Genomic DNA, 19,747 nt, shown 5'->3' on the forward strand with positions numbered 1-19,747 from the left:
GCCCCCCACATGCCGGTACCCATTCTCAAGCAGGGCACGTACCTGATCGCGTCGGTCCAGTCCGCGTTGACCGACGCCGACACCGAGCGCCTGCAGGACGACCTGATGAAACAGGTCAGCAAATACCGGGCGCACGGCATCATCGTCGACGTCACCGCCATCGATGTGATGGACTCCTTCGCCGCGCGTTCGCTACGCACGATCGCGCACATGACCCAGTTACGCGGCGCGGAGACGGTCATCGTCGGCCTGCAACCCGAAGTCGCCTTCGCCATGGTGCAACTCGGGCTCACCTTCGAGGACATGCACACCGCCCTCGACCTCGAAGAAGGACTCGCCTGGCTGGAGAGCAAATCCTCCAGACGGCGCCAGCGAGATGGTCGTGACAGTGGCCGCTGAGACCATGGTGATCGTGGTCAAGGTGTCGGAGGACATCGTGACCGCCAGGCAGGCCGGACGGGAATTGGCGGCCGAACTCGGCTTCTCCCTGACCGACCGCACCATGATCTCGACCGCCATCTCCGAAATCGCCCGCAATATCACCAGTTACGCCGGGGTCGGCGAGGTCCGCCTGCTCGTCGGTGACCGGGAAGGCCGCAAGGCGCTGGTGGTCCAGGCCGAGGATCAGGGACCCGGCATCCGCGACATCTCCCGCGCACTCGACGACGGATTCTCGACCGGTCGCGGTCTCGGCCTCGGCCTGCCCGGCGCGCGGCGATTGATGGATCGGCTGACGATCGACTCGGCACCCGGCCGCGGGACCTTGGTGGAGATGTGGAAGTGGGTGCCCAACGGTGCGTGAGGACGGGCTCATCGGCAGCATCGAATGGGCGGTGGCCGGGCGGGCCATGCCGGGACAGCACCGCTCCGGCGACCGGGGTGTCGTGCTCGACGCCGGTGACGGCGTCGTGCTGCTCGCGGCGATCGACGGTCTCGGCCACGGCAGCGGCGCGGCCGATGCCGCCGACCGCGCGGCACACGTGCTGTCGGAGAACCGTGGCGAGCCGTTGGATCTGCTGATGGTGCTGTGCCATCGCGCGATGACCGACACCAGGGGGGCCGCGGTCTCGCTGGCGCTGTTCGCCGACGACGCGATCCACTGGCTCGGTGTCGGCAATGTCGAATCGCGACTGCTGGCAGCAGGGCCGGCCGGTATCACCGTGCGCGCCACCGCGCTGCTGACCGGCGGCATCGTCGGCTACCGGCTGCCGCAGACGCTGAAACCGCAGTCCGCTCGGGTACGCGCGGGCGATCTGCTGCTGATGTCCACCGACGGCGTGCTCGCCTCGGCCTGCGACTCGATCGATTTGTCCAGGTCCACCGCCGAGATCACGGCGGGCATCGTCGCCGGGCACGTACGCGAGACCGACGACGCGCTGGTTCTGGCCGCGCGCAGCCGTCGCACCAGCACCGAACCCGGCGCGATCGGTGGCGGGCTCCGATGAGCGGCCCGCTGCTCGCATTCCTGGACGCCTATGCCGAAGCCCTACGGCGGCACCTGGATTCCCCCACCCACGACACCCTCTCGGAGGGCTACGAGCTGGGTAGGCGCGCGCTGGTCGAGGGCATCAGCCTGCTCGATCTCACCGAACATCACTTCCGCCTCGCCGCCGAAGCCGAGCGGGCGGCGACGGCAGCGGGTGCGCCCGATGCCAGGATCGCCGAAAGCGCGCTGGAGTTCCTGCTCCAGACCCTCGCTGCCCTGGACATCGCCACCCGCGGCTATCTCGACGGCACCCGCCGCTACGAGCAACAGCGTTCCCGCGCCGACGATCTCGCCGGTCGCGACGCCTTCCGCACCGCGCTGGTGGAATCGCTGCAGGACGGCTTCTTCGTCGCCACCGCCGACGGCACCGTCATCGAGGTGAACGCCGCCTTCGGCGCGCTCACCGGGTACGGCGCGGCGGGTGTGCCCTATCCCCTGCCGCATCCGTGGTCGCTGCCCGAAGGCGGTGGCTATCCGAATCTGAGCACCGAGGTCCCACGGTTGGTGCTGCCGATCCGCCATCGCGACGGCAGGCGGCTGTTCTTGTCCGTCAGCACCAGCGCCCTGGTGAAGCCGGAGAACAACGAGCTGATCTACGTGGGCACCATCCGCGACGTCACCGCCGAACACGCTGCACAGGAACGCGATCAGGCCGCCAACCGGCTGGTGACCGCGGTCGGCGCGGCGACCAGCGTGATGGAGGTGCTCTCGGTCGGCCTGGACGAACTGCGCCACACGGTCGACGCGGAGTCGGCGGTGGTCATGGTGTGGCCGACCCGTCATGGCGCACCGGAGGTCTACATCTCCGGCAAAGTCCCCGAAGCCGATTCCGGCAGCGCCCGCGAGGCCGATTCCGGCAGCGCCTTCCCCGCCGATTCCGGCAGCGCGGCGACCCGGCGGCTGCTCGAGCGCGCGCGCAAGCGGCCGCCGCGCAGCCTGTCGGCCGTTCCGGAAGGCGCCGACAGCTCCGAGGGCATCGTCGCTCCGCTCGGAGAGACCGGGGATGCCGCGCTGTACCTGCGCTTCGCCCCGCCCCGCGCGATCAACAGCGCCGACTGGACGCTGTTCTCGCTGCTGATCGGGCATCTCAGCGTCGCGGTGCAGCGGGCCCGCAACTTCGATCAGGCCCGCGCGACCTCGCTGACGCTGCAGCGCGCCATGCTCGGCCCGATCGAGCTGCCGCCCCGGTTCTCCGTGCACTACGAGCCCGCGCTGCCGCCGCTCGAGATCGGCGGCGACTGGTACGACGTGGTTCCCTTGCGCGACGGCACGATCGGCGTCATCGTCGGGGACTGTGTGGGCCGTGGCCTGTCCGCGGCCGTGGTGATGGGCCAATTGCGCACGGCCGGAAGGGCATTGCTGCTGCGCGGCGCCGGACCGGCCCAACTGCTCGCCGAACTGGACGCCGTGGCCTCGCGTATCCCCGGCGCGATGTGCACGACGGCGTGCGCCGCCGTGCTCGACCCGGCGCGCGGGGTGGTGCGGTACAGCAATGCCGGGCACATGCCGCTCATCCTGGCCGAGGCGGGCAAGCCGGGCAGGAGGTTGGACGGCGGACGAGCGGTGCCGCTGGCGACCTTCGAGCTGACGCGCAGGCCCGAGGCCACCACCGCACTGGCACCCGGCTCGACGCTGGTGCTGTTCACCGACGGCCTGGTGGAGCGGCGGGGCGTGGACATCGACGACAGCTTCGCCCGGATCTGCGCAGTACTGGCCGACCAGAGCGAGAAGCTGCCGCGCGAGGTCGCCGACGCGGTGCTGCGCGAACTCAGCCCGGACGCCGGCTACGACGACGACGTCGCGATGGTGGTCTACCGCCAGCCGCCCGCTCCCCTGCATCTGGACCTGCCCGCCGAGGCCGGGCTGCTGTCCGGACTGCGCCGCACCCTGCGCAGCTGGCTCTGGGCCGCCGCCGTACCGCACGAGCTGGCCTCCGATCTGGTGGCGGCGGCCAACGAGGCGTGCACCAACAGCGTCGAGCACGCCTACCCGGCCGGCGGGACGTCCCCCCGGGTGGAGCTGAACGCTTACACCCGGCACGAGCCCGGCTCGGAGTCGGGCGCCGAGAAACTCGTCATCGAGGTGTTCGACACCGGCGTGTGGCGGCCCCGTTCGGCTGATCCCGGAAACCGGGGCCGCGGTATCGACATGATGCGCGCGCTCACCGACGAGCTCGAGATCGACCACTCCGACACCGGAACCCGGGTCAGGATGTCGGTGACCCTGCCCGCGACGGTCAAATCACCGGTGGCCAATCCGCTGCGCGGCACCGACCTCACGGTCGGCTGATCGCGGCGCTGCCGATTACGAGCGCGCGGTGTCCTGACGCCTGGGCAGTTTCCAGCCCGGCCGCGGGTAATGGCAGGTGTAGCCGTTCGGGAAGCGCACCAGGTAATCCTGGTGCTCGGGCTCGGCATCCCAGAAGTCTCCGGCCGGGGTGACCTCGGTGACCACCGGTCCGGGCCACAGGCCGGAGGCCTCCACATCGGCGATGGTCTCGCGGGCGATCGCCTGCTGCTCGTCGTCGAGGTAGAAGATCGCCGACCGGTAGCTGGTGCCGACGTCGTTGCCCTGCCGGTCCTTGGTGGTCGGATCGTGGATCTGGAAGAAGAACTCGAGCAGCGCCCGGTAGTCGGTCTGCCGGGGGTCGTACTCGATCTCGACCGCTTCGGCGTGGCCGGGATGGTTGCGGTAGGTCGGATGATCGTTGCGGCCGCCGGTGTAACCGACGCGGGTGGACACCACGCCGGGCTGCTTGCGGATCAGGTCCTGCATACCCCAGAAGCATCCGCCTGCCAGGATCGCCCTTCGCGTGCCGGTCACATTTCCTCCTCGCGTCGTCGGGTGATCAGCGCGATCGAGTGATCGCGCATCCGGTACAACCCGCAGTGGGGCCGGAAAGTTCCTCAGGCCCGGCCGAACCTGTCGGCCAGCGCGCGCAGCCGCTCCCGCAGTATCTGCGGGGCCACGACCTCGAAGTCGGCGTCGAGCATGCCGAGGCCCATGATCGGCCATTCCAGCGAATCCGCGGTCATGTGCACGCGGCAGGTGTGCGCGTCGATCTCCTCGATGGTGCTCCACCGGCCGATCCGCTCGCGCACCAGCTCGGCGGAGGTCGCGACGACGACTTCGATGGTGTACGGGCGGGGGATCTGATCCATTCCGGAGCGGACGAATGCGGCCGCGTCGGCGGCGGGCAGCTCGCGCGGGCGGAATCGCGAGCCGTCGGCGCGCGGGTCGGTGAGCCGGTCGACGCGGAAGCTGCGCCAGTCGTGCCGATCGAGGTCGTAGGCCACCAGATACCAGCGTCGCCCGAGCGCCACCAGCCGATGCGGTTCGGTGTGACGTTCGGAGCCGCGGCCGTCGGCGGCCGTGTAGTCGAAACGTAGCCGTTCGTTGTCGCGGCAGGCCAGCGCGACGGTGGTGAGTGCCGCCGGATCCATCGGGGATCGGCCCGCGGGCCCCCACGCCGCCGGGACCGTCATCGCGCGTAAGGCGTCGACCCGTTTGCGCAGTCGCGGCGGCATCACCTGGATCACCTTGGCCAGCACCCGAACCGCGGATTCGGCGATCCCGTCGACACTGCCGTGCACGGCGGCCTGCATGCCGACCACGAGCGCGACCGCCTCGTCGTCGTCGATCATCAGCGGCGGCAGCGCGGCGCCCGGTGCGAGCTGATAGCCGCCGTCGACGCCGCGCTGTGCTTGCACCGGATAGCCGAGGTCGCGCAGACGGTCCACATCGCGGCGTAGCGTACGGGCGGAGACGCCGAGCCGGTCGGCGAGTTCGCCGCCCGGCCAGTACTTGTGGGTCTGCAAGAGGGACAACAGTCGCAGTGTCCGGGTGCTGGTAGCGGCCATGGTCGAAATTATCGTTCCTATTGCGGACAGAAAGTGGCCGCAATAGGTCCTACCTTGGGTTTCGAACGGAAAACGAACTCCGAAAGGGCGACATCGTGAACGACACCGCAACCTCCACCACCGCGCTGACCGGCGAGCGCGCCGCGCTGCTGAAGGCGCTGGGCAAGGCGCGCTTCTTCCTCCGGCACACGGTGAACGGACTCACCGACGAGCAGGCGGGCATCCGCAGCACGGTCAGCGAACTGTGCCTGGGCGGGCTGATCAAGCATGTCGCCGGATGCGAGGAGGGCTGGGTGAACTTCATCCTCGACGGCACCTCGGCGATGAAGGACTTCGACGACATGACCGAAGCCGACTACCAGAAGCGCGACGAGGAGTTCCGCATGCTGCCCGGCGAGACTCTCGCCGGCGTCCTCGCCCGGTACGAGGCGGTCGCCGCCCGCACCGACGAGATCGTGGCCACCGTCGACCTCGACCGCGCGTGGCCGCTGCCGAAGGCGCCGTGGTTCGAGAACGAGAGCTGGTCGACCCGCGAGGTGCTGCTGCACATCATCGCCGAGACCACCCAGCACTCGGGTCACGCCGACATCCTGCGCGAGGCCATCGACGGTCAGAAGACGATGGGGTGAGCCGTCCGGACGAGGGTCCGAGCCGTCGCCGGATCGTGCGGGGCGCCGAAGCGAACGCCCCGGCCGGGCCCGATCCGCGCTTACCCTGGTGTCATGACAGGTAAGAACATCGATCGAGTCCGGGCACGCTCTGCCCTGGAGACGGTCAAGGAGAGTCCGTTCATCGCCGCGGTCGCGCTCGCGCCGGTCGCGGTGGTGCTGGGCGTGGTCTGGTTGCTGACCAACGGCTGGATCGCGTTCCTGCTGCTGGTGCTGCTGGGCGCGGGCGCCGTGGTGGGCGGCAAGTTCCTGCGCTGAACCGCTCGCGCCCCCGCCGACCGAGCCATGGCGTCCGGGTCGCCATCCAGCGCTGGGCCGGTACCCCGTGAGCCCGCCGACATCATCGGACGGCGGCGTGTTCCTCATGGCTCGGGTCGGGCAGTCTGCTGTCCGGGTCGCCGGGATGGTTCGGGTCGGGTAGGTGACCGAGCGCGAGGTCCTGGAAGTCGGCGTCGACATTGGCCGAGGTGGACGTGGTGACCGAGAAGACCGGGCCCGGGCAGCAGGGCTTCCTCGGGATGGACTACTCCGCGGCCGACGGTGTGCCGTTCTTCGACCTGAAGTCCGATTTCCTCTCCAACGGAGAGCCTTTCGAGCGCAAGATCTCCGGCGAGGACATCCCCGACATCATCTTCACCTCCGGGACCACCGGCCGGTCCAAGGGCGTGATGATGAACCACCGGCAATCCTTGCGCAGGTATGCCGAGTGCTGCCCGGACCGCCGACGCTGTATCACTCTCTGCTCGAGGCAGGCCCCGGACACGACCTGTCCTCCCTGCGCGCCGCCGTCACCGGTGCCGCCGCCATCGAGCCCGACGGCTGGCTGCACACCGGTGACCTGGGTGAACTCGACCCGGAGGGACGGCTACGTATCCTCGGCCGTAAGAAGGACATCGCTCGGTGCGTTTCCTGGACGGGCTACCGCTCAACGCCACCGGCAAGGTGCAGAAGGATCAATTGCCAACGTGACGGCCGGACGCCAGGCGGCAGGCCTGCGCGGCGCCGGCGCTATCGCCGCGAGCTGCGCTCGCACTGCTCCCGGGTCACGACCCCCGACCGCGTAGACATATGCATATCTGCTTATGTATTGTGGCGGATGTGATCGGATTCCGAGGAAGTGTGGCCTGATGGGTCACGGACACAGTCACGCGCCCACCAGTGTCGGCGGCGAGCACGCCGCGGGACGACACCGTTGGCGTCTGGCGCTGGCATTCGCCCTCATCTCCGCGTTCTTCGTCGTCGAGTTCGTCTTCGGCCTGCTGTCGGGCTCGCTCGCGCTGATCTCCGATGCCGGACACATGGCCGCCGATGTCGTGACCTTGGCGGCGGCGCTGGCCGCCACCGGCATCGCGACTCGCAAGGACACGACCGGGCGGCGCACCTACGGCTCCTATCGCGCGGAGGTCTTCGCCTCCGGATTCGCGGTCCTGATGATGCTCGGGGTCTCGGCCTACATCGTGATCGGCGCACTCGGTCGCATCGGCAGCCGGCCCGAGGTCGAGACCGGACCGATGCTCGTCGTCGGCGCGCTCGGCCTGCTGGTCAACATCGCCGCGATGGCGCTGCTGCGGGCGGGCGCCTCCGAAAGCCTCACTGTCAAAGGCGCCTACCTCGAGGTGGTCGCCGACACCGCCGGATCCGTCGGAGTGATCGTCGCGGGCTGGCTCGTCGTGGCCACCGCGAACCCGCTGTGGGACACCCTCGTCGCGCTCGCGATCGGCGCCTTCGTCGTCATCCGCGCGGTCGTACTCGGCCGCCAGGTCCTCGCGGTCCTGGCCCAGCACGTCCCCGAGGGCGTCGACCCGGCCGCGGTCGAATCCGACCTCGCTCGCATCCCCGGTGTCGCCTCGGTCCACGACCTGCACCTGTGGACGTTGACCTCGGGCATGAATGTCGCCACCGCCCATCTCGTCGTCCCCGGCCACGGCGACACGCGCACCGTCTTGACCGAGGCTCGCCGCCTGCTGCGTGACGACCACCGGATCGCCCACGCCACACTACAGATCGAACCAGCCGACCACACCGGCTGCGATGAACTCGACTGGTGACCCAACGGCACCGTGATCTGCGCCGAAACGCCTATGCCGGACCCGTACCCGGCGGTCGTGCCGCGCAGCGGGGCGCTCGGCCCGCCGTCCGCGGCGATCACGCTGCCGGTGACGGCGCCGCTGCCGGGGCCGGCGAGGAAGGCCAGTACCGACGCGACCTCGGCGGGGTCGAGCACCCGGCCCGCGCGAGGTAGCCCGCGTCGGTCGCCGCCGGATTCTCGATAGAGGCGGGCACTTTCGGTGAGGATGGTGGTCGCGGTGGCGCGCGAGCAGAGCGGGAATCGCGGCACGGGCGAGATTCGAGACGCCGCCCAGGCAGATGTCGAGCACGGCGCGTTCCTGTTCGGCGGGCATCTCCCACAACGGCATCCCGCCCGCGATGACCCCGGCCGCCGAGACCGCGGCGTCGAGGCCACCCCAGGTGTCGACGGCGAACTCCACCGCTTCGCGCACCGACTCCGCGTCGCGCACGTCGGCGACGAAGGACCTGACCGCGCCGCGCCGATCCCCCGCGCCGCGCCCGTCACCATCGCCACCCTGCGCTGTTCGCCGGAACAGACCGGCATTCTCGCGCGCGTCATCGTCCTGGGCCTTCAAGAATCGTCACAGCGGCCACCGCGGTCGGCCCGCCGAGGTTGTGCGCCAGACCGATCCGGGCGCCATCCACCTGATTGGACGCGTGCCCGCGCAACTGCTCGAACAGTTCCACGCACTGCGCCACCCCGGTCGCCCCGGGCGGATGTCCCTTGCTCTCGAGCCCGCCGCTCGGATTCACCGGCAGCGCGCCGCCCAGCGAGGTCGCCCCGGTCTCGACCAGCTTGCGGGCCTCGAACCGATCCGCGAAGCCGAGATCCTCTTACTCATCAACTCGATGCCGGTGAAGAAGTCGTGTACCTCGGCGACGTCGATGTCCGACGGCCGCAGCCCCGCCATATCGAAGGCGCGCCGCGCGGCACGCACGGTCGCCGGGAAGCTCGTCATGTCCCGTTTGTGCTGGTACATCACCGAATCCAGGCCGAGACCGACACCGCGGACCCACACCGGCAGATCGGTGTAGCGGTCCGCCACGTCCTCGGCCACCAAGGGCGGGGACATGGCCTGCTCCACGGTGATCTCGAACCGCAGCCTCGCCTCGGGGTTGCGCGCGCCGTGCCGATGGTTCTTCACCGCCACCATCGCGAGATGTTCACGGGCGGCATGGGATTCGTATCCGGGCACGGGCGCAGAAATCGTCGACGGGCACACCGACGCCCTGGGCCAGGGTCTCGATGGTCCCCAGCGCAGGGTGTCCGCCTCAAGACCGGACGTTCTCCCACACGTAGCCGTCCGGATCGGTGAACGCGCCCACGGTTCCGCCGAAGACCAACCGGTGCGACCCGGTGCCCTCCGGCGACAGCCCCGCCTCCTTGGCCGCCGAGCGGCGCCCGTAGAGCGCGAGCGTGATCGACGACGGGGTGGAGGCGAACTCGACGTACTTGCTGCCGAAGCTCTTCGCCACCGTCAACCCGTGCTCGACATAGAACTGCTTGGTCGCCTTCACTTTGTCGACGCCGAGCAGCACCACGAAGTCGTCGATCTCGCGCGTCGCCGGACCGGTGTCCTTCTTCGCCGACGTGGCGATCTTCCAGACGGCGCCGTCGGGAGCCTGGACCACGGCGCTGTAGCCCCAGAAACTCTTCGCGGCGGGCTTGAGTATCGTCGCGCCTGCCGCGACGGCGGTGCCGACGAGACTGTCGACGATGCTCGGCTGCGACACCACCAAGGAGAGGACGAAGCCCCGGAAGCCGGTCGACGGCGCCTCGGTAGCGCGCACACGCACCCTGTCGCCGAGACCGAACGCGGCGTCGTAAAATGCCTGCGCGGCGGCGGGGTCGGCGACCTCGAGGATCACGGACTCGATAGTGGCCTGATCTGCGATGATGTTCATACCGACGACGTTATGCGCCGGTCGCCACCGGGCGCTTCTCTATTCCTGACCGGTTGCCGCGACTCCTGTCGAACACCGAGAACGGCACTGTTCCGGCATCGCACCCCGGCGCGGCGTGACCCAGCCCACTTCCGGGTCGTCACCCGGATACCCGTCGAATACGGCGAGATACGCTGCCGCCGGTGAAAGTGCTCGCCGACACCACCCCGCTCCGCGATACCGACTTCCGGCGCCTGTGGACGTCGGGGATCGTCACCACCATCGGCGCACAGCTCTCGGTTGTCGCGGTTCCCCAGCAGATCTTCCAGATCACCGGCAGCTCCGGTTACGTCGGCCTGGCCGGATTGTTCGGCCTGGTGCCGTTGATCGTGTTCGGCCTGTGGGGCGGCGCGTTGGCCGACGTCATGGACCGCCGCGTCCTGCTGCTCATCACCACCTCCGGCACCGGCCTGACCGCCCTGACGTTCTGGTTACAGGCCGCGGCGGGGGTGAACAACGTGTGGGTCGTGCTCGGCTTGTTCGCGGTGCAACAGGCGTTCTTCGCCGTGAACCAGCCCACCCGCAGCGCGACCATCCCCCGGCTGCTGCCGGAGAGCCAATTGGCGGCCGCCAATTCCCTGAACATGACCGTGATGCAGTTCGGCGCGATCGCCGGACCCGTCCTCGCGGGCGCCCTCATCCCGGTGATCGGCCTGTCGATGTTGTACCTCATCGACGCGATCGCACTGCTCGCCACGCTGTGGGCGGTGTGGCGGCTGCCCGCGCTGCCGCCGCTCGGTCAGGCGCGCACCGCCGGACTGCGGTCGGTGCTGGACGGTTTCGCCTACCTGGCCGAGCATCGCGTACTGCTCGCCTCCTTCGCCGTCGACATCATCGCCATGGTCTTCGGTATGGCGCGCGCGTTGTATCCGGAGATCGCGCACGAGACCTTCGGCGACCCGATCACCGGCGGCGTCATCCTCGGCCTGCTGTTCGCCTCCATGTCGGCGGGCGCGGTCCTCGGTGGGGTCTTCTCCGGCTGGATTCCCCGTGTGCAGCGCCAGGGCCTGGCCGTCACGGTCTGCATCGTCCTGTGGGGCGTGTCCATGATCGGCTTCGGCGCCGCCGTCGGCTTCAGCGGACATGGCCTCGCCCCGGCCGTGGCCCTTGGGCTCGCCCTCGCCTGCTCGACTTTCGGCGGCGCGGTGGACATGGTGTCGGCCGCATTGCGGATGACGATGCTCCAGCAGGTCGCTACCGACGAGATGCGCGGGCGGCTCCAAGGTGTGTTCATCGTCGTGGTGGCGGGCGGGCCGCGCATCGGCGACGTACTGCACGGGTTCGCCGCGGCGAGCGTGGGCACTGCCGTCGCTGCCTCGGGTGGCGGTGCGCTGGTGGTAATCGGCGTCGTGATCTCCGCCCTGATGTTCCCGACCTTCATCCGCTACCGGGTGCGCAGGCTGGAGGCCCGAACTGGTCAACCGTTGAGATCGCAATAGCGCCTGCCGAGACGGCTATCAGCGTGACGCTGCCCGATCGCCGCGTGATCAGCCGATGTGGTGGCCGTACCTCGTGTCACTACACCCGGCGACGGCGGAGGCGTTGACCTCGAGCGCACTCGAGCTTCTAGGTTCGTCATGTCGCGATGAACCAGTGAAAGGGAAACCGATGACCGACGATGCAGCGTCGAACTTGTTGTGGCGGTATGAGAGCGCATTCAATGCCAACGACGCCGACGCCATGAATGCGCTGTTCTGGGACGACAGCACCTTCGTCAACTTCAGCGGCGGTCTGGTGACCAGCAGAAATGAGCTACTCGCCAAACAGCGGTTCGTGTTCGCTCCGGGCGGCCCCCTGCACGACGTCAGCGTCCGATACCAGCACGAGGCGACGATCGAGCTCGCCCCCACGATCGTGCAGGTGGTGGCTCGGCAACGCACCCGAGACAGCGTCGACCCGGCTGACGATCCCATGCACGGCCTGATCATCCTGACCGCCGAGTCCCGCGGCGACGAATGGCGGATCCGCACGGGGCAGAACACGCCCGCGAGCACCAGTTAGCCGCCCTGGCCCTGCGGCGCAGGCCGTAGGGCCGCCCGCGTTCACTCGCATTCGATGCCGACCTCGGGCGTGCACGCCGGCGACTGACAAGTGAGTACGTACCCGTCGGCGAGATCCTCGTCGGTGACCGCGTCGTTTACTCGCATGTGGATCCCGCCCAAATCTCGTTCACCGGTTCGACCGGGGGCCGGATCGAGATCGCGCGCCGCGGCCCCCAGCGTCAACCGGATCACTCAGGAGCTCGGCGGCAAGAGCCCGAACATCGTCCTCGACGACGCCGGGCTGTCCGCCGATGTCGTCGGCGCGGTGGCGACGATCATGAACAACTCCGGCCAGACCTGTAGCGCGTGGTCGCGCATGCTATTTCCCGCCGCCGGATGGACGAGGCCGTTGAGGCCGCGCTTACCGCGGCCGCCGCGCTGAACGTCGACGATCCACCGGCGACGTCGCGCTCGGCCCGTGGTGTCCCGCGCACAGCTGGACCCGTTCGGCGGCTACCGCAAGAGCGGGAATGGCAGGGAGTGGGGCGAATTCGGCTTCCACGACTATCTGGAGACAAAGGGCATCCTCGGATACCTGCCCGAGGCGGCGCAGGGCTGATCCGGCGACAGGGCGCTCGCGGCCGCGCGGTGACCGACCGCCCGACAGCCGTCCCCGGTGTCGCTCGGCCTGCCGAGCCGGATCGGACGAGTCAGCCGTTCGGCAGGATGACAGCGCGCCCGTCGATCGTCCCGGCGTGCAAGCGCTTGTAGGCCTCGGGTGCGTCGTCCATGGCGAAGGTCTCCACATGCACGTCGAGCGCACCGGCCCGAGCCAGATCGAGCACCTCACGCAGTTCGGTACGAGAGCCCCAGTACGGCGCGGTCACGGTGACCTCGTACGGCGGTGAGCCGAAGCCGACCGGCACCGCGCCGCTGCCGACGCCCACCACCGTCAGATCGCCCTCCATCGCGACGCAGGCCGCGGCGGTGGCGGTCGTCGACGGGGCGCCCACGAAGTCGAGTACCACTGTCGCGCCGCGGCCTCCGGTGAGATCCTTGACCTTTCCGGCGGCGTGTTCGTCGGAGGTCAGCACTTCGTGCGCGCCCACCGAACGCGCCAGTTCCAGCTTGTCCGCCATGGTGTCCAGCGCGATCACCCGCGCGGGACTGAGGGCGCGCAGGATCTGCACGGCCACGTGGCCGAGCCCGCCCGCGCCGATGACCACCGCGGTCGAGCCGGGCACGAGCTTGGGCAACGAGCGTTTGATCGCGTGGTACGGGGTGAGGCCGGCGTCGGTGAGCGGCACCGCGCGAATCGGGTCGAGGCCGCGCAACGGCTCCAAGTGGCGGACGTCGTCCACGATCATGTATTCGGCGATGGCGCCGGGCGAGCCCAGGCCGGGCGGGAAGATGCCCAGCTCCATCGTGCGCAGGCAGTAGTTCTCCCGGCCGCCCGCGCACGGCGGACAGGTGCCGCACCCCCATGGTCCGTACACCGCGACGTCTTCTCCCACGGCGACTCCGGTGACGCCCGCGCCGAGGGCGGCGACCGTCCCCACGCCTTCGTGGCCGAGGGTGAGCGGCAACGGGAACGGCAGTTCGGCCTCGGACCAGGACATGACCACGAAATCGGAGTGGCAGACACCCGCCGCGGTCATCTTCAACAGCACCTGCCCCGGCCCTGGTTCCGGATCGGGCACCTCGACCAGTTCCGGTGATCCACCGATCGTCCGATACTGCAAAGCCTTCATCACGCACCTCCGGGTCGAGCTCGCTCGGTCGGATACAGCAGTCGGACCGGTCGCGACCGGTCGCTAGAGGCGTACCTGTCCCGAGCGTACCGACCTCGATCGACTTTTCCGGTGCGATCGAACACCGCGAAGCCGTCGCGTGCGGCGCACCGTCGGGGTGGTGGTCGATGTCAGGCGAAGTGCTTGCGCAGGATCTCCTTGTGCGTCGGGCGAGCCGACTCGAGCCGTTCCCGCCCCTCGGGGGTGAGCTTCAGGAAGTTGGCGCGGCGGTCGAAATCGCAGGCCGCGCGCTCCACCAGCCCGGCCTTCTCCAGCCGGGTCACGGTGCGCGAGAGCGCGCTCTGGCTCAGGTACATCGCGGCTTCGATGTCCTTCATCTTGGCCTTCTCCGAAGACTCCTCGCCGCAGCGGCCCGCGAGGATCTGCAGCAGCTCGAATTCGCTGAGGCCGAGCTGGTGGCGCGCTTGGAGCACGTTCTCCAGCTCCGACGAGGTGCCGTGGTAGAGCCGGAGCGTTTCGGACCACTTCGCGCAGACATCTTTGTCGGTGTCGTGGTACATGACCCGAGGCTAGCATGTCAAGGCATTTTATGCGCACGCATTACATGCTGCCGCATTGCATGCGTTGACATTCAATGCTCATGCATCTAAGTTCTCTCTGGTGACCACGACAACGGCACCCGAGAACCTTTCCGCTCCAACCTTTTCCGAACCGGCCGCAGGCGGTTGGGGGCCCAAGCTGTGGGCCATCCTGTTCGTCGCCGGCCTGGCGATGTTCCTCGACGCCCTCGACGTCTCCATGGTCGGCGTCGCCCTGCCCTCCATCGGCCACGACCTCGGCCTGGACACCTCCGCACTGCAGTGGGTCGTCAACGGCTACATCCTCGGCTACGGCGGACTGCTGCTGCTGGGCGGACGAGCCGCCGACCTGCTCGGCCGACGGCAGGTCTTCCTCACCGCGCTGGTGGTCTTCGGCATCGCCTCCCTCGTCGGCGGGCTCGTCGACGACGGCGCACTACTGATCGCCACCCGCATCGTGAAGGGCCTCGCCGCCGCCTTCACCGCGCCCGCCGCGCTCTCGATCGTCACCACGACGTTCAAGGAAGGCCCCGACCGCAACCGGGCCCTGTCGATCTTCACCATCTTCGGCGCCACCGGCTACGCCTCCGGCCTGATCGTGTCCGGCCTGCTCACCGGCATCGACTGGCGGCTGACCTTCTACATGCCGGTCGCGGTCGTCGCGATCGTGCTCGTCACCGCATGGTTCGTGGTGCCCCGCACCACCGAGAAAGAGGAAGGCGGCATCGATTTCACCGGCGCCGTCCTGCTGACCGGCGGCATGCTGTCGGCGGTCTACACGATCGTCACCGCACCCGAGACCGGCTTCACCGCCACCGTCATCGCGACCACCATCCTCGCGGTCGGCCTGCTCGGCGCCTTCTTCGTGGTGGAGAATCGCGTCGGCCACCCGCTGGTGCGGCTGAGCATCTTCAAGGTGCGGTCGATCGTGCGGGCGAACCTCGCCGCGCTGGCCATCTTCGGCTCCTACCTGAGCTTCCAGACGATCGTCTCGCTGTACCTGCAGAACACGCTGGAATGGGAGCCGCTGCAGATGGCGCTGGCGATGGCGCCCGCGGGCATCATCGTGGCCATCCTCTCGCCTATGGCGGGCAAGCTCATCGACCGCTTCGGCACCGCGCCGATGATCATCGCCGCCCTCACCTCGTTCGTCGCCGGCTACCTGTGGTTCCTCGCCCGCGGCGGCAATCCTGACCCGACCTACGTGCTCGACTACCTCCCGGCCTTCCTGCTGCTCGGCCTCGGCTTCGCGCTCGGCTTCTCCTCGGTCATGGTCCAGGCGACCGAAGGCATCGCCGACCACGAACAGGGCCTGGCCTCCGGCCTCGTGCAGACCTCGCTGCAGATCGGCGGCGCGGTGGTGCTCGCCATCACCACCGGCCTGATCAGCGGCGCCGCCACCGACGGCATCGCCGGCTACCGGCCGGGGCTCTACCTGGTCACCCTGGTCGCGGCGATCGGACTGGTCGCCTCGGCCTCGGCCCTGCTCGCCCGCAAGCAGGCGGTCGCCGAACTCGCCTGAACGGATCGACAACCAATCGCACACAGGTGGGGTCGCCGTGTCGGCGGCCCCACCCGGCAATGCGCACGACCAGCAGTAACCTGCGCCTCTATCTCGCCGCCCTGCGCGCGGTATGGAGCTGAGTCCGGCGAACAGCCGCCCACGACCGCTGTGCGGCGGTCCGGATCAGAACTCGAAGTCCTCCACCCGGGAACGGACGTCGTGTTCGGCGAGGACCTCCGTCACCCGGTGTGCGAACTTCTCCGCCCACGCGCGTCCGTCCGAATACTTGTCGAAGCCGAGTCCGATGAAGACCGCCCGGGTTTCGTTCTCCGCTTCGCGGTAGACGATGTGAATCGTCTGTCCGCCGGTGACATCGACGAGGTCGTACCAGGGGGATGGATTGTCGTAGTCCTGCCGTCGCGAATCGCCCGGGGCCAGACGTTCACTCGACCACCGTTCGCCCAGGCCCGTCAGCATCGCGTACTTGAACTTCCGGTCCATCCACATGGGCTTCTCGCGCACCGCCCGGTGGACCGCCATCGCGATCCGAGACGTCGGCACGTCGGTGATCAGGACGGATCCGACATTCTCGGCCATCAAACGTTCCCCAACTGACTCGCACTACCCGATGAAGGGAACAGGATAGATGGCGAACGCGACTTCGGGACAGTTCGCTTCCAGACGGACGAAACCGGCCCCAGGGAGCGACTACGAGCGCGCAACACTATTCGGACGAGGAGCTGCGGGCTGTGTTCCGGCTCCTCGGCGAAACCGGAGCGCACGCGTCCGTACTACCGGACGTCCTGCGCGGCGCCGATCCGGCGCTTCTCGCCGATACGCGCTTGCCTTTCGCGGGCGGTCGCTGGGTGATCTGCGAACGTTGCGCGAGTCCTGAAGCGCCGGGACCGGACCGGCGGCACGACTCGCCTCCCGCCCACCGTGCACCCGCCCTCGACGAGGAGCTACCGCTACGTGCGATCGATCTCGTCGCAGGGGACGATGAAACCCACAGCCCGATCGCGCCTGCCTCTTGGCGGCAGGCCGCCGAGCACTCGGCTGGTGGCTGCTCGGCTCCGGCCACGCCATGCGTCCGCCCCGGGCTTCGCGGAGGTGATCGCCGTCAGTGGGCGCCGAGCGCGTCGAGAATCATCGGGCGCGCGGTGGCGATCGCCCGTTCCCAGTAGGGCCAGGTGTGGGTCCCGTCGACGATCTCGATATGAGCCGGGATGCCCAGGGCCGCGACTCGATCGCCGAAGATGCGGGCGGCGGCCCTCGCGATCAGCTCCAGCCCCATCGCGTTCATCGTGTTGCCCACCCCGTACGGCACATCGGGAGCCCCGGGCAGGCCGGCACCGGCCGATACGTACATCGGCAGGCCGCGCAGCAGCTCGGCCTGCACCGTGGGATCGTTGCGACTCCAGGCAGGGTCGCCGGGCGGGCCCCACATGTCGTCCACATTGAACCGGCCCTCGTCCCACAGCGCCGCGCGGATCGCCTCGTTCCACATCGGGAAGGTCGGATTCAGGAATCCGGAGAAGGATCCGGCGAACTTGAACTGGTCGCGATGGTGCGCGGCCAGCGTCAGCGCCGCCCCTCCGCCCATGGACGCGCCCACGATGGCGTTGTCGGTCCGCGAGACCCCGTATCCCGCGAGGAAGGCAGGCAACTCCTCGGTGAGAAAGGTTTCCCACTTGTACGTGGTGACCTGGCCGTTGGTGCTGCTCGGCCGGTACCAGTCGGTGTAGAAGCTGGAGTGCCCGCCGACCGGGAACACCAGCGTGACATTGTCACCGGCGAACCGCTGCAGCACGCCGGTATCGCTGGTCCACTGACTGTGATCGTGCGGCGCACGGAGGCCGTCGAGCACATAGAGCGCCGAATCGCCGCCGCGCGCCGCCCACTGCACCTGGATCTTGATCGGCCCCATGCCGGACGGCACGACGAGCTCCTCGTACCCACCGGCCGGTGCCCGTGATTTCACGACATCGCCCGGCACCGCACCGGCCACCGCTCCGCCGGCCAAGGTCGTCAGCATCACCGCCGCGACAACCGCACCGGCCCTGCGAAACCGCCCTCGCAGCGAGCCGGTGCCCCTCTTGCACTCCCATCCCCTCACCAGGTTCGTTTCGTGCATTCGCGCACGCTATCGAAACGCCTGGTGATCCAGCGGCAGCACACGCCGGGGGCAGCGAGCCGGCGCCGGATGCCTCAGCGGAAGGCGGCGATATTGCGTTGCGCCCACGCGGCGAAGGGCCGGGGCGCACGACCCAGCACGTGCTCGACATCGGGACTGATGCGCAATTCCTCCGCGGTGGGACTACCGAGGATGGCCAGAGTCGTGTCGGCCGCGTCCGCGGGCATCTGCCTCAGCATCGCCTCCCGCGCCTCCCGCGGACTCTGCTCCACGAACCGCACCGGCTCGCCGAGAACCTCACCGAGGACCCGCACCCGCTCGCGCGGCGATTCCGGCACGGGCCCGGTCAGGACATACATCCGGCCGGCGTGGCCGTCCTGGCGCAAGGCGGCCGCCGCCACCGCCGCGATGTCCTCCGGATCGACGAAGGGCACGCCCACATCACCGAAGGGCGCGCTGACCGCCCGCTCGCCGCGCACCTGCTCGGCCCACCACAGCGCGTTCGACTGGAATCCGCTCGGCCGCAGCAATGTCCACTCGAGTCCCGACTCCTGCACCGCCACTTCGACGGACTTCCCGAACTGCCCGTGGGAGGCGCTGTCCGGCCTGGTCGCCACCCCCTGTGACGACAGGAGCACGACCCTGCTCACGCCCTCGGCACGCGCGGCCGCGAGGATCGCGGGCACATCCGCGCCGAAGGCCCCGGGCCCGAGGAGCAGGAACAGCGCGGACGCTCCTCGTACGGCGGGCGCCAGCTCCGCGACATTCGTCAGGTCGACGGGCACGTGCCGCACCCCCTCCGGCAGCCCGCCCGGCGCGCGGCGGGACAGCGCTGTCACCTGCTCACCGGCATCGGCGAGCATCTGCACCAGGGGACGTCCGACATTGCCGGTCGCACCGGTCACCACAATCATTACCACTCCTCAGTTAGTTGACTGACTAACTGCGACCCTATCGCCCTCCCGTCACGGTTGTCTACAGTTAGTTGGGTGACCAACTCAGTCGAGTCCGGGGGCAGACGTCCGGGAAAGCGCGAGCGGTTGGCCGCCGCGGCCGCCGAGGTGTTCCACCGGCAGGGTGTGGAGAAGACCACCATCGCCGACATCGCGCGCGCCGCGGAGGTGCCGGTGGGCAACGTGTACTACTACTTCAAAACGAAGGACGAACTCGTCCGCGCCGCGATCGGCGCGCACGCCCGGACCCTCGACGACATGATCGCCGAACTGGACGAACTCGACGACCCGGCCGACCGGTTACGCGCCATGGTGCGCGGCTGGACCGAAAATCGTGACATGGCAGCGCGATTCGGTTGCCCGACCGGCACCCTGGCCACCGAGCTGGACAAGCGCCGCGACGGCCTGGACAGTGAACTGGCCGACGTCATGCGAGCGCTGGTGGAGTGGTCCGAACAGCAGTTCGCCCGGATGGGCCGCTCCGACGCCCACGAACTGGCTGTCGCACTGATCGCCGCTTATCAGGGAATCTCGCTTCTCACCAACACTTTTCGCGATCCCGAACTGATGGAGACCGAGGGCCACCGCCTGGAGCGTTGGATCGACTCGCTGGCCGGTCCTGGCATGCCCTAGCGGCGGGATCGTAAAGTCCGGCCTGCGACTGCCGCGGTCCCGCCATGATCTAGCCCCTGGATTCCAATTGTTCGATCGCTCTGCGCACCTGCCATTCGAGGAACTGCGTTTCCCGCTGAGTCTGCTGTGCGGTCAGCAAACGACCTGGTGCGAGCACGGACAGGACGGCTCGTTCTTCTGGTGT

20 protein-coding genes and 3 pseudogenes are annotated in these 19,747 nt (G+C 69.0%); 13 read left to right on the top strand and 10 right to left on the bottom strand.

Annotated features, from left to right (window positions below; all coding sequences use genetic code 11):
* Positions 1-9 precede the first annotated feature (9 nt).
* Genes IU449_RS05945 through IU449_RS05960 form a run of 4 tightly spaced genes read left to right on the top strand, consistent with a single transcriptional unit; the run spans position 10 to position 3,775 of the window.
* Positions 10-399, top strand: coding sequence for an STAS domain-containing protein (locus tag IU449_RS05945; protein WP_040796867.1), 390 nt, complete (start codon positions 10-12; stop codon positions 397-399).
* The gene (locus IU449_RS05950; protein WP_228803735.1) at positions 377-802 is read left to right on the top strand and encodes an ATP-binding protein; all 426 of its coding nucleotides are present in this window, start codon (positions 377-379) and stop codon (positions 800-802) included. The genes IU449_RS05945 and IU449_RS05950 overlap by 23 nt, the downstream gene beginning before the upstream one ends.
* A complete protein-coding gene (locus tag IU449_RS05955) occupies positions 795-1,445 on the top strand; it encodes a stage II sporulation protein M (RefSeq protein WP_195000914.1) in 651 nt (216 codons plus the stop codon). Before IU449_RS05950 ends, IU449_RS05955 begins: the two co-directional genes overlap by 8 nt.
* Positions 1,442-3,775, top strand: a complete 2,334-nt coding sequence (locus IU449_RS05960) for a SpoIIE family protein phosphatase (protein WP_195000915.1) — start codon at positions 1,442-1,444, stop codon at positions 3,773-3,775. The genes IU449_RS05955 and IU449_RS05960 overlap by 4 nt, the downstream gene beginning before the upstream one ends.
* Before the next feature lie 15 nt (positions 3,776-3,790).
* Here IU449_RS05960 and msrA read toward each other — a convergent pair whose 3' ends face one another.
* Together msrA and IU449_RS05970 are read right to left on the bottom strand one after the other, a co-directional pair.
* Complete coding sequence (gene msrA / locus IU449_RS05965; RefSeq protein ID WP_195000916.1) at positions 3,791-4,309, bottom strand: peptide-methionine (S)-S-oxide reductase MsrA; 519 nt, start codon at positions 4,307-4,309, stop codon at positions 3,791-3,793.
* A gap of 83 nt (positions 4,310-4,392) precedes the next feature.
* Positions 4,393-5,346: a helix-turn-helix transcriptional regulator gene (locus tag IU449_RS05970; RefSeq protein WP_195000917.1), complete on the bottom strand. Its 954-nt coding sequence runs from the start codon at positions 5,344-5,346 to the stop codon at positions 4,393-4,395.
* A 92-nt stretch (positions 5,347-5,438) separates the two neighbouring features.
* Between IU449_RS05970 and IU449_RS05975 the strand changes: the two genes are divergently transcribed.
* The 4 genes and pseudogenes from IU449_RS05975 to IU449_RS05990 all read left to right on the top strand — a co-directional run bounded on the left by IU449_RS05975 (position 5,439) and on the right by IU449_RS05990 (position 8,062).
* The gene (locus IU449_RS05975) at positions 5,439-5,975 is read left to right on the top strand and encodes a DinB family protein (protein WP_195002346.1); all 537 of its coding nucleotides are present in this window, start codon (positions 5,439-5,441) and stop codon (positions 5,973-5,975) included.
* Between the two features lie 93 nt (positions 5,976-6,068).
* A complete protein-coding gene (locus IU449_RS05980; protein ID WP_195000918.1) occupies positions 6,069-6,272 on the top strand; it encodes a hypothetical protein in 204 nt (67 codons plus the stop codon).
* 242 nt (positions 6,273-6,514) lie between these two features.
* Positions 6,515-6,909, top strand: a pseudogene (locus IU449_RS28870) (AMP-binding protein); the annotation flags it as partial.
* Positions 6,910-7,141: 232 nt separating this feature from the next.
* Entirely contained in the window at positions 7,142-8,062 is a 921-nt protein-coding gene (locus IU449_RS05990; protein ID WP_195000919.1) for a cation diffusion facilitator family transporter, read from the top strand.
* Here the strand turns inward: IU449_RS05990 and IU449_RS29790 are convergent.
* The 3 genes and pseudogenes from IU449_RS29790 to IU449_RS06005 all read right to left on the bottom strand — a co-directional run bounded on the left by IU449_RS29790 (position 8,012) and on the right by IU449_RS06005 (position 9,989).
* Positions 8,012-8,533, bottom strand: coding sequence for an SDR family oxidoreductase (locus tag IU449_RS29790; RefSeq protein ID WP_416382154.1), 522 nt, complete (start codon positions 8,531-8,533; stop codon positions 8,012-8,014). The two genes, IU449_RS05990 and IU449_RS29790, sit on opposite strands and share 51 nt — an antisense overlap.
* A gap of 106 nt (positions 8,534-8,639) precedes the next feature.
* Positions 8,640-9,322: pseudogene (locus IU449_RS06000) on the bottom strand (thiolase C-terminal domain-containing protein); the annotation flags it as partial.
* 34 nt (positions 9,323-9,356) lie between these two features.
* Complete coding sequence (locus tag IU449_RS06005; protein ID WP_195000920.1) at positions 9,357-9,989, bottom strand: glyoxalase; 633 nt, start codon at positions 9,987-9,989, stop codon at positions 9,357-9,359.
* Positions 9,990-10,171: 182 nt separating this feature from the next.
* On the opposite strand from IU449_RS06005, the gene IU449_RS06010 reads away from it, so the two are divergent.
* The 3 genes and pseudogenes from IU449_RS06010 to IU449_RS29630 form a co-directional block, all read left to right on the top strand.
* Positions 10,172-11,467: an MFS transporter gene (locus IU449_RS06010; RefSeq protein WP_195000921.1), complete on the top strand. Its 1,296-nt coding sequence runs from the start codon at positions 10,172-10,174 to the stop codon at positions 11,465-11,467.
* A 169-nt stretch (positions 11,468-11,636) separates the two neighbouring features.
* Positions 11,637-12,029 (top strand): nuclear transport factor 2 family protein, encoded by a 393-nt coding sequence (locus IU449_RS06015; RefSeq protein ID WP_195000922.1) that lies wholly within the window; start codon positions 11,637-11,639, stop codon positions 12,027-12,029.
* 140 nt (positions 12,030-12,169) lie between these two features.
* Positions 12,170-12,629 (top strand): annotated as a pseudogene (locus tag IU449_RS29630) (aldehyde dehydrogenase family protein); the annotation flags it as partial.
* A 91-nt stretch (positions 12,630-12,720) separates the two neighbouring features.
* Here IU449_RS29630 and IU449_RS06030 read toward each other — a convergent pair.
* Positions 12,721-13,761, bottom strand: coding sequence for an NAD(P)-dependent alcohol dehydrogenase (locus IU449_RS06030; protein ID WP_195000923.1), 1,041 nt, complete (start codon positions 13,759-13,761; stop codon positions 12,721-12,723).
* Between the two features lie 170 nt (positions 13,762-13,931).
* Entirely contained in the window at positions 13,932-14,321 is a 390-nt protein-coding gene (locus tag IU449_RS06035) for a MarR family winged helix-turn-helix transcriptional regulator (RefSeq protein ID WP_195000924.1), read from the bottom strand.
* Positions 14,322-14,532: 211 nt separating this feature from the next.
* Between IU449_RS06035 and IU449_RS06040 the strand changes: the two genes are divergently transcribed.
* Positions 14,533-15,861 carry an MFS transporter gene (locus IU449_RS06040; protein WP_416382155.1) on the top strand — a complete coding sequence of 443 codons (1,329 nt, stop codon included), beginning with the start codon at positions 14,533-14,535 and terminating at the stop codon, positions 15,859-15,861.
* Positions 15,862-16,026: 165 nt separating this feature from the next.
* Here IU449_RS06040 and IU449_RS06045 read toward each other — a convergent pair whose 3' ends face one another.
* From IU449_RS06045 to IU449_RS06055, 3 genes are all read right to left on the bottom strand, one after another.
* Positions 16,027-16,440, bottom strand: a complete 414-nt coding sequence (locus tag IU449_RS06045; protein WP_195000925.1) for a hypothetical protein — start codon at positions 16,438-16,440, stop codon at positions 16,027-16,029.
* Between the two features lie 523 nt (positions 16,441-16,963).
* Entirely contained in the window at positions 16,964-17,977 is a 1,014-nt protein-coding gene (locus IU449_RS06050; protein ID WP_416382103.1) for an alpha/beta hydrolase, read from the bottom strand.
* Positions 17,978-18,051: 74 nt separating this feature from the next.
* Positions 18,052-18,891 (bottom strand): NAD(P)H-binding protein, encoded by an 840-nt coding sequence (locus IU449_RS06055; RefSeq protein ID WP_195000926.1) that lies wholly within the window; start codon positions 18,889-18,891, stop codon positions 18,052-18,054.
* Positions 18,892-18,966: 75 nt separating this feature from the next.
* On the opposite strand from IU449_RS06055, the gene IU449_RS06060 reads away from it, so the two are divergent.
* The gene (locus tag IU449_RS06060) at positions 18,967-19,563 is read left to right on the top strand and encodes a TetR/AcrR family transcriptional regulator (protein ID WP_324188106.1); all 597 of its coding nucleotides are present in this window, start codon (positions 18,967-18,969) and stop codon (positions 19,561-19,563) included.
* Positions 19,564-19,747 lie beyond the last annotated feature (184 nt).

The organism is Nocardia higoensis, assembly GCF_015477835.1.
In the GTDB taxonomy this organism is placed as follows: domain Bacteria; phylum Actinomycetota; class Actinomycetes; order Mycobacteriales; family Mycobacteriaceae; genus Nocardia; species Nocardia higoensis_A.